Source organism: Streptomyces sp. NPDC058401, assembly GCF_042722885.1.
GTDB lineage: Bacteria > Actinomycetota > Actinomycetes > Streptomycetales > Streptomycetaceae > Streptomyces.
Map to the genome: position 1 here is coordinate 1 of NZ_JBHXKA010000216.1, position 8,190 is coordinate 8,190.

Here is an 8,190-nt window from a genome sequence, read left to right on the forward strand (position 1 = left end):
TCTTTGGGGGGGGGGGGGGGGGGGGGGGGGGGGGGGGCGGGGGGGGGGGGGGGGGGGGGGGCGGGGCGGGGGCCAGGGCGGTGCGGTGCGGGCCAGGGCGGTGCGGGGTGGGCTCGGGCAAGGGCGGGCCAGGGCGCGTGAGGTCGGGCTCGGGTGGGGGCGGGCTGGATTGGGTGGGGTTCAGCCCGCCGGCGGGGGTAGGGGCGGTTTGGCGGTGGGGCTGGCCCCGGGGCGGGTGGGGGGTGGATTCGGCGGGTGTCGGTGGGGTCGGGTGCGGGTCGGGGTGGCTGGTTCGGGGTGGTGATCGACACAGGGGGTGGGCGCAGAATCGTGGGTATGCTCGCCGCCATGCCCACGCCCCCCTCCGCCACAGCGCGGGACGAACCCGTCATACGGGATCGCGGCGACGCCTGCCCCGGCGCGCTGCGCCTGCATGCCGCCGATGACGGGTACCTGGCACGGGTCCGGATCCCGGGGGGTCTGCTGACCGCCCGGCAGGCCTCGGTGCTGGCGACGGCCGCCGACCGGTTCGGGGACGGGCACCTGGAACTCACCTCGCGCGGGAACGTGCAGCTGCGCGGGCTCGCCGAGGGCTGCGGCGCCGGGCTGGCGGAGCTGCTGGACGCGGCCGGACTGCTGCCCGCCCCCGGGCACGAGCGGGTACGGAACATCGTGGCGACCCCGCTGTCCGGGATCGGGAGCGCCGGTCGGCCCCATGTGACCCCCTGGGTGGGGGAGTTGGACCGGCTGCTGTGCGCGAGCGCCCGCGCGACGGCGCTGTCCGGCCGGTTCCTGTTCGCCGTCGACGACGGGCGCGGGGACGTCGCCGCGCTCGACCCCGATGTCACCCTGCTCGGCGGACCCCGGGGCCGGGCACTGGTCCGGCTCGGTGCGGCCCCCGACGCCGTGGAGGTGGACGCCGCCGACGCGCCCCGGGCGGCGCTGCTCGCGGCCGAGTACTTCCTCGACTCCGCGGACGCCGCCGGCACCCGCGCCTGGCGGGTGTCCGAACTGCCCGCCGTACACGCCCTGGAGGCGGCGGAGTTCGCGGTACGGCTCCGGGCGGCCGGCATCGCGGCGGACACCGTTCCGGAGGTGGCCTGGCCGTACGCCCCGCCGCCCAGGCCGTGGGGCCCCGGCACCGGTGACCGCACGGCGCTGTGCGTACTGCCCCCGCTCGGCCGGCTCACCGCGGACCAGTGGCGGGTCCTGGTGGACGTCTCGGGCAGTGGAGTGGGCGACGGCGAGGGAGCCGACGGCGAGGGAGCCGACGGAGAGCTGCGGATCACGCCCTGGCGGAGCATCGTCCTGCCCCGCGCGAGCACCCGGCGGCCCGTCGACGGCTACGCCCGGCTCGTCGCCGCCGGACTGTCCGTCGCGCCCGACGGCCCCTGGGAATCCGTCACCGCCTGTACCGGGCGGCCCGGTTGCGCCAAGGCGCTGGCCGACGTACGCGCCGACGCGCGGGCCGTCGTGGACGCGGACGGCGGGACGCCGGCCGGACCCGCCGGCGCCCCCGTGCACTGGTCCGGGTGCGAGCGCCGGTGCGGTCATCCGCGCGGGACCGCCTGGGTCGACCTCGTCGCCACCCCGGACGGGTACCGGCTCGACGGCCGCCCGGTGCCGTCCCACGAACTTGCCCAGGCCGTCGCCGAAGCGCGCGGCCGACCCCGAGTGTCCGAAGACGCAGTGAAGAAATGAGCGAGTACACCGTGTTCGAGTACGAGAAGGACGGCGCCGAGATCTACCGCCAGTCCTTTGCCACGATCCGCGCCGAGGCGGACCTGTCCGGGCTGCCCGCCTCGGTCGCCCAGGTCGCGGTGCGCATGATTCACGCCTGCGGGATGACCGACCTGTCCCGGGACCTGGGCTACTCGCCCGAGGTCGTCCTGCGGGCGCGCGCCGCCCTGGAGGCCGGTGCGCCGATCCTGTGCGACGTGCAGATGGTCGCCAGCGGGGTCACCCGCAAGCGGCTGCCCGCCGACAACCAGGTGATCTGCACCCTCTCCGACCCGGCCGTGCCGGAACTCGCCGCGAAGATGGGCACGACGCGCAGCGCCGCCGCCCTCGAAGTCTGGCGGGACCGTGGCCTGTTGGAGGGTTCGGTGATCGCCGTCGGGAACGCGCCGACCGCGCTGTTCCGGCTGCTGGAGATGATCGAGGAGGGCGCCCCGCGCCCCGCCGCGGTCATCGGGGTCCCCGTCGGGTTCATCGGCGCCGCCGAGTCCAAGGACGCCCTCGCCGAACACCCCTCCGCACTCGACCACTTGATCGTCCGGGGCCGGCGCGGCGGCAGCGCCATGGCCGCGGCCGCCGTCAACGCCATCGCGAGCGTGGCCGAATGAGCACCGGAAAGCTGTACGGGGTCGGCCTCGGGCCCGGCGACCCCTCGCTGATGACGCTGCGCGCCGTCGAGGTGATCGCGGAGGCCGACGTCGTCGCGTACCACTCCGCCCGGCACGGACGCTCCATCGCCCGCTCCATCGCCGCGAAGCACCTGCGCGCCGACCACGTCGAGGAGCCGCTGGTCTACCCGGTCACCACCGAGACCACCGACCACCCCGGCGGCTACCAGGGCGCGATGGAGGAGTTCTACGAGGCCTCCGCCGCCCGGCTCGCCGTCCACCTGGACGCCGGCCGCACCGTCGCCGTGCTCGCGGAGGGCGACCCGCTCTTCTACAGCTCGTACATGCACATGCACAAGCGGCTCTCCGACCGGTACGAGACCGAGGTGATCCCCGGGGTGACCTCGGTGAGCGCCGCCGCCGCCCGGCTCGGCACCCCGCTCGTCGAGGGCGAGGAAGTGCTGACGATCCTGCCCGGCACCCTCTCCGAGGAGGAGCTCACGGCCCGCCTCGCCGCCACCGACTCGGCGGTCGTGATGAAGCTCGGGCGCACCTTCCCCGCCATCCGGCGGGCCATGGACAACAGCGGCCGGCTCGCCGAGGCGCGCTACGTGGAGCGCGCGACGATGGCCGGGGAACGGACCGGCCTGCTGGCCGACACCGACCCCGACTCCGTCCCCTACTTCGCCGTCGCCGTGGTGCCCAGCCGCATCGGGAACCCGGGCAGCGTGCCGTCCGGCCCCGGCGAGGTCGCCGTCGTCGGCACCGGACCGGCCGGGCCGCTGTGGCTCACCGCCGAGACGCGGCGGGTACTGGCCGACGCCGAGGTGCTGGTCGGGTACACGACGTACCTGGACCGGGTCCCGGTCAAGCCGGGCCAGATCCGGCACGGCTCGGACAACAAGGTCGAATCGGAGCGCGCCGAGTTCGCGCTCGACCTCGCCCGGCGCGGCCAGCGGGTGGCCGTGGTCTCCGGCGGCGACCCCGGGGTCTTCGCCATGGCCACCGCCGTCCTGGAGGTCGCGGGGCAGCCGGAGTACGAGGACGTGCCCGTACGGGTGCTCCCCGGGGTGACCGCCGCCAACGCGGCGGCCGCCGCGGCCGGAGCCCCGCTCGGCCACGACTACGCCACCATCTCCCTCTCCGACCGGCTCAAGCCCTGGGAGGTCATCGCGGAGCGGCTGCGCGCGGCCGCCTCGGCCGATCTCGTCCTCGCCCTCTACAACCCGGGCTCGCGCAGCCGGACTTGGCAGGTGGCGCAGGCCCGCGAGCTGCTCCTGGAGCTGCGCGCACCGCAGACCCCGGTGGTCGTCGCGCGCGACGTGGGCGGGCCGGAGCAGTCGGTCCGGATCGTCACCCTGGCCGAACTGGAGCCGTCCGAGGTCGACATGCGGACGATCCTGCTGATCGGGTCCTCGCAGACCCGGGTGACGGAGCGGTCCGACGGGTCGCGGGTGACCTGGACGCCGCGCCGGTACGGGTGATCCTCGGCGGCCGGCCGGGGGGCTGAGCGGGGAGGCGTGCCTTCCCGGACTCCGTCGGGCCGGGGTGGGCGGGTGCGGGTGGTCTTCCCTGCGGGGCGAGGTCCCCTACCCGCCCTTCGCCCGTTCCCCGGGGCTCCGCCCCGGACCCGTCGCCGCGTGCGGCGCCGTTGCCGGGGGCCGGCCCCGGGCCCCTGCTCCTCAAGCGCCGGAGGGGGTGGGTTTGGCCGGGCTGGGTCTCTACCGGGCCGGGGGAAGGGTCACGGTCATGACCGGGCTCGGGGGGCCCGCCGGGGGAGTCCAGTTCAGTTCCGGGGTGTGGGGCGGCGCGGGTGGTGGCTTGGGGCCCCGGTTGGGGTTCTGCGGGACTGAGGAAGTGCCTTGCCTCGGCGCCGGAGTGCGCGAGGTGCCGGGCCCGGGAGCCGGCCGGGAGGTTCCCGTGGCCGGGGGTGCGCTCGTGGGGGCGGCGGAGGCCGGCGCGGGGGCCTGGGTCGGCGATCCGGCCGGTGCGGGCGTGCCGGACGACGAGGGCGTTCCGGACGGCTCGCCCGGGGCGGTCGTCGCTGGCACCGCGGCCGGTTTCCGCGCCGGTCCGCCGCCCGAGCAGCCGCCCGCGAGCAGGCCGCCGGCCAGCAGGGCCGTTACCGCGGGGGAGATTCTGCCGGCAGCTCTCATGGCCTGTCCCTCGTACGCGCGAACGATCAACGCGGCAGATCGTAGCCCAGGCATTGCAGGGCTTCGCCGACCGAGGCCGCCCGTGGGTGGCCCTCCGGCACCGGCGGCCGCCGGACGACGAGGACCGGGATGCCGGCCTCGCGGGCGGCCGTGAGTTTGGGGGCCGTGGCCGAGCCGCCGCTGTCCTTGGTGACCAGGAGGTCGATGCGGTGACGGGTCAGTAGGGCCTGTTCGTCGGCGAGGGTGAACGGGCCCCGGGCCAGAAGGACTTCGAGGCGCGGCGGCAGGGGACCCGCCGGGGGATCCACCGAACGCACCAGGAACCAGGGCTCGGTGAGGTGCGCGAAGCTGTGCAGTCCCATCCGGCCGGTGGTGAGGAAGGCGCGGGTGCCGAGGCCGGGAAGGAGAGCGGCCGCCTCCGTGAGGGAGTCCGTGAAGTGCCAGTCGTCCCCGGGGCCGGGGGTCCAGCCGGGACGCCGCAGGGCCAGGAGGGGGACACCCGAACGGGCCGCCGCCGCGGCCGCGTTGAAGCTCATCCGCTCCGCGAAGGGGTGCGTGGCGTCGACCAGGTGGGTGACTCCGTGGGCGGTGATCCACGCCGCCAGCCCGCCGGGGCCGCCGAAGCCGCCGATCCGCGTCTCGCCGGGCGGGAGCACCGGGGCCGTGACCCGGCCGGCCAGCGAGGTGGTCACCCGGGGGGAGCCCGGGGCGGCGGCCAGCGCCTCCGCGAGGCGGCGGGCCTCGGTGGTTCCGCCGAGGATCAGGACGTGCGGACCGGGGCCGGCCGGATCAGCAGACATGCCGGTCGCGCTCGGCGGAGTACAGGTGGCTGTCGCGGAACTGCTCGGCGCCCAGGGTGCGGCCCACCAGGATGACGGCCGTGCGGACCAGCCCGGCCTCCTTCACCTGGTCGGCGATGTCGGCCAGCGTCCCGCGCAGGATCAGCTCGTCGGGGCGGCTGGCCATCGCGACCACCGCCGCCGGGCACTCGGGCCCGTAGTGCGGGAGCAGTTCGTCCACGACCCGGTCGACGTAGCGGGTGGCCAGGTGGAGGACGAGGAGCGCTCCGCTGCGGCCCAGTGTGGCGAGGTCCTCGCCGGGAGGCATCGGGGTGGCCTGCTGGGAGATGCGGGTCAGGATCACGGTCTGGCCGACGGTGGGGACGGTCAGCTCCCGCTTCAGCGCGGCGGCCGCCGCGGCGAAGGCGGGGACGCCGGGGACGACCTCGTAGGGGATGCCGGCCGCGTCGAGCCGCCGCATCTGCTCCGCGACCGCACTGAAGACGGAGGGGTCGCCGGAGTGGAGCCGGGCCACGTCCTGGCCGGCCGCGTGCGCGCGTACGCACTCGGCGACGATCTCGTCCAGGTTCAGCTGCGCGGTGTCGATCAGACGGGCGTCCGGCGGGCATTCGGCGAGCAGCTCGCGCGGGACCAGGCTGCCGGCGTACAGGCAGACGGGGGCGGCGGCCAGGGTCCGGGCGCCGCGCACCGTGATCAGGTCGGCGGCGCCGGGGCCCGCGCCGATGAAGTACACGGTCATATCGTCTGATCCACCATTTCGGGGTCGGGCAGGTCGGGCAGGTCGGGCTGGTCGGGCTGGTCGAGCTGGGAGTGCGGGTGGGACGGGCGGTCCGGGTACGGCTTGGTGACCGACCACTGGGTGACGGGCATCGCCTGGCGCCAGCCCGTGAAACCGCCCACCGGCACGGCGTGCGCGACGGCCAGTTTGACCAGTTCGCCGCCGTGGCGGCGGTAGCGGTCGGTGAGGACCGCCTCCGATTCCAGGGTGACGGTGTTGACCACGAGCCGGCCGCCGGGAGCCAGCGCCTCCCAGGCCGCGTCGAGCAGGCCCGGCGCGGTCAGGCCGCCGCCGATGAACACCGCGTCGGGCGCGGGCAGTCCGGCGAGCGCGCCGGGGGCGGAGCCGGTGACCACGCGCAGGCCCGGTACGCCGAGCGCGGCCGCGTTACGGGTGATCCGCGCGGCCCGCTCCGTCACTCGCTCCACGGTCACCGCCCGGCAGGACGGGTGCGTGCGCATCCACTCGATGCCGATGGAGCCGGAGCCGCCGCCGATGTCCCACAGGAGCTCGCCGGGGGCGGGGGCGAGGGCGCACAGGGTGGCGGCGCGGACGTGGCGCTTGGTGAGCTGGCCGTCGTGCTCGTAGGCGGTGTCGGGCAGGCCGGGGGTCGCACCGAGGCGGGGGACGTCGGCGCGGGGGTCGCGGCGGCAGTCGACGGCGACCACGTTGAGGGGGTCGCCGGGCGGGTGTTCCCAGCTCTGGGCGAGGCCCTCGTACGTGTCCTCGTGCTCGGAGCCGAGCTGTTCCAGGACGCGCATCCGGCTGGGGCCGAAGCCCCGCTCTCGAAGCAGAGCAGCGATCTCGTTTGCGGTCAGTGCTCCGGCGCTCAGCACCAGGACCCGCCGGCCCTCGTACAGCGCGGCCGCGAGCCGGGCCACCGGGCGGCCGACCACGGTGACCACCTCGGTGTCCTCCACCGGCCAGCCCAGGCGGGCGCAGGCGTAGGACACGGAGGAGGGGTGCGGGACGACGTGCAGGGTGCCGGGTCCGAGCTCCTCGGACAGGGCGCGGCCGATCCCGTAGAACATCGGGTCGCCGCTGGCCAGCACCGCGATGCGGCGGCCCGCGTGCTCGGCCATCAGCTTCGGCACGGCCGGGCGCAACGGACTGGGCCACGCCACCCGGGCACCGCCGCACTCCCCGGGCGGGAGCAGGTCCAGCTGCCGGGGCCCGCCGATCAGCACCTCGGCCCCGGCCAGCGCGGCCCGGGCGGGGGCGGTCAACCCGTCCCAGCCGTCTGCGCCGAGGCCGATGACCGAGACGGGGGCGGGGGGCGGTGCGGAGCTCACTGGGTGGACCTCGGGGTACGGAAGCGGGTGAACCCGCAGCCTACTGGTCCCCCCCAAACCCCCAGGCGGGCGGCCCCCGGAGCCCACCCCGCCCCGGGCCTGGCCCCGCCCCTCGCCCCGCCCCTCCGGCTCTGGCTCCGGCCCGGGCTTGCCCTAGGCCTGGCCTTGCCCTTCCCTCGGTCCCGACCTAGCCCCGGTCCTGGCCCTGTGCCTGCGGTTCCGACCCTGGGCTTGCCCTTGCCCTTGCCCCGGTCCCGGCCTTGCCCCGGTCCCGGCCTAGCCCCGGTCCTGGCCTAGCCCCGGTCCTGGACCAGGCCACGGCCCTGTGCCTGCGGCTCCGACCCTGGGCTTGCCCTGGCCACGGCTTTGCCTCGACCTTGTACATGTACCTCCGGGGCCGGCCCCGGCCCCGGGCCGGGCCTTGCCCTGGCCACGGCATTGTCCCGACTCTGCGCCTCCGGGCAAGGCCTAGCCTCGACCGTTCGGTCTCCAGCCCCGGCCTTGCCACCGCCCGGGGCTTGGCCCCGGTCCTGGTTCCGGCCCCGGCTCGGCCCTGTGCCTGTGCCTGTGGCTTCGGCTCTGCCCTGCGGGGCGGGGTCCCCTACCCGCCCTTCGCCCGTTCCCCGGTGCTGCGCCCCGGACCCGTTGCCGGGTGCGGCGCCGTTCCCGGGGGCCAGCCCCCGGACCTCCGCTCCTCAAACGCCGGAGGGGCTGGATTTTGGCCGGCGTCCGGGTGGATTCGGTTCGCACGTGCCCGCACATGCAGGCTGCGCCCGGGCAAATCCAGCCTCGCCGGCGTTGAGGCGTGGGGTCTGGGGC

6 protein-coding genes are annotated in these 8,190 nt (G+C 76.2%); 3 read left to right on the top strand and 3 right to left on the bottom strand.

The genetic code is table 11. From position 1 onward, the window contains the following. Positions 1-348 precede the first annotated feature (348 nt). The 3 genes from ACFWNV_RS38210 to ACFWNV_RS38220 are packed head-to-tail and all read left to right on the top strand — an operon-like array spanning position 349 to position 3,829. Positions 349-1,701: a cobalamin biosynthesis protein CobG gene (locus ACFWNV_RS38210; protein WP_383956485.1), complete on the top strand. Its 1,353-nt coding sequence runs from the start codon at positions 349-351 to the stop codon at positions 1,699-1,701. Then, on the top strand, positions 1,698-2,345 hold the full coding sequence (locus ACFWNV_RS38215; protein WP_383956488.1) for a precorrin-8X methylmutase: 648 nt from the start codon (positions 1,698-1,700) through the stop codon (positions 2,343-2,345). The genes ACFWNV_RS38210 and ACFWNV_RS38215 overlap by 4 nt, the downstream gene beginning before the upstream one ends. Continuing rightward, on the top strand, positions 2,342-3,829 hold the full coding sequence (locus ACFWNV_RS38220; protein ID WP_383956491.1) for a precorrin-2 C(20)-methyltransferase: 1,488 nt from the start codon (positions 2,342-2,344) through the stop codon (positions 3,827-3,829). The genes ACFWNV_RS38215 and ACFWNV_RS38220 overlap by 4 nt, the downstream gene beginning before the upstream one ends. 698 nt (positions 3,830-4,527) lie before the next feature. Here the strand turns inward: ACFWNV_RS38220 and ACFWNV_RS38225 are convergent. From ACFWNV_RS38225 to cbiE, 3 genes are read right to left on the bottom strand one after another with little or no spacing between them, the layout of a single operon-like run. Continuing rightward, the gene (locus tag ACFWNV_RS38225; RefSeq protein ID WP_383956493.1) at positions 4,528-5,301 is read right to left on the bottom strand and encodes a cobalt-precorrin-6A reductase; all 774 of its coding nucleotides are present in this window, start codon (positions 5,299-5,301) and stop codon (positions 4,528-4,530) included. After that, positions 5,291-6,040, bottom strand: a complete 750-nt coding sequence (cobM, locus tag ACFWNV_RS38230) for a precorrin-4 C(11)-methyltransferase (protein WP_383956496.1) — start codon at positions 6,038-6,040, stop codon at positions 5,291-5,293. The genes ACFWNV_RS38225 and cobM overlap by 11 nt, the downstream gene beginning before the upstream one ends. Next, entirely contained in the window at positions 6,037-7,371 is a 1,335-nt protein-coding gene (cbiE, locus tag ACFWNV_RS38235) for a precorrin-6y C5,15-methyltransferase (decarboxylating) subunit CbiE (protein ID WP_383956499.1), read from the bottom strand. Before cbiE ends, cobM begins: the two co-directional genes overlap by 4 nt. Between the last annotated feature and the right edge of the window lie 819 nt (positions 7,372-8,190).

Coding starts and splice junctions, on each gene's coding strand:
- ACFWNV_RS38210 (WP_383956485.1), top strand. CDS start 349: ATGCCCACGCCCCCCTCCGCCACAGCGCGGGACGAACCCGTCATACGG.
- ACFWNV_RS38220 (WP_383956491.1), top strand. CDS start 2,342: ATGAGCACCGGAAAGCTGTACGGGGTCGGCCTCGGGCCCGGCGACCCC.
- ACFWNV_RS38215 (WP_383956488.1), top strand. CDS start 1,698: ATGAGCGAGTACACCGTGTTCGAGTACGAGAAGGACGGCGCCGAGATC.
- ACFWNV_RS38225 (WP_383956493.1), bottom strand. CDS start 5,301: ATGTCTGCTGATCCGGCCGGCCCCGGTCCGCACGTCCTGATCCTCGGC.
- cobM (WP_383956496.1), bottom strand. CDS start 6,040: ATGACCGTGTACTTCATCGGCGCGGGCCCCGGCGCCGCCGACCTGATC.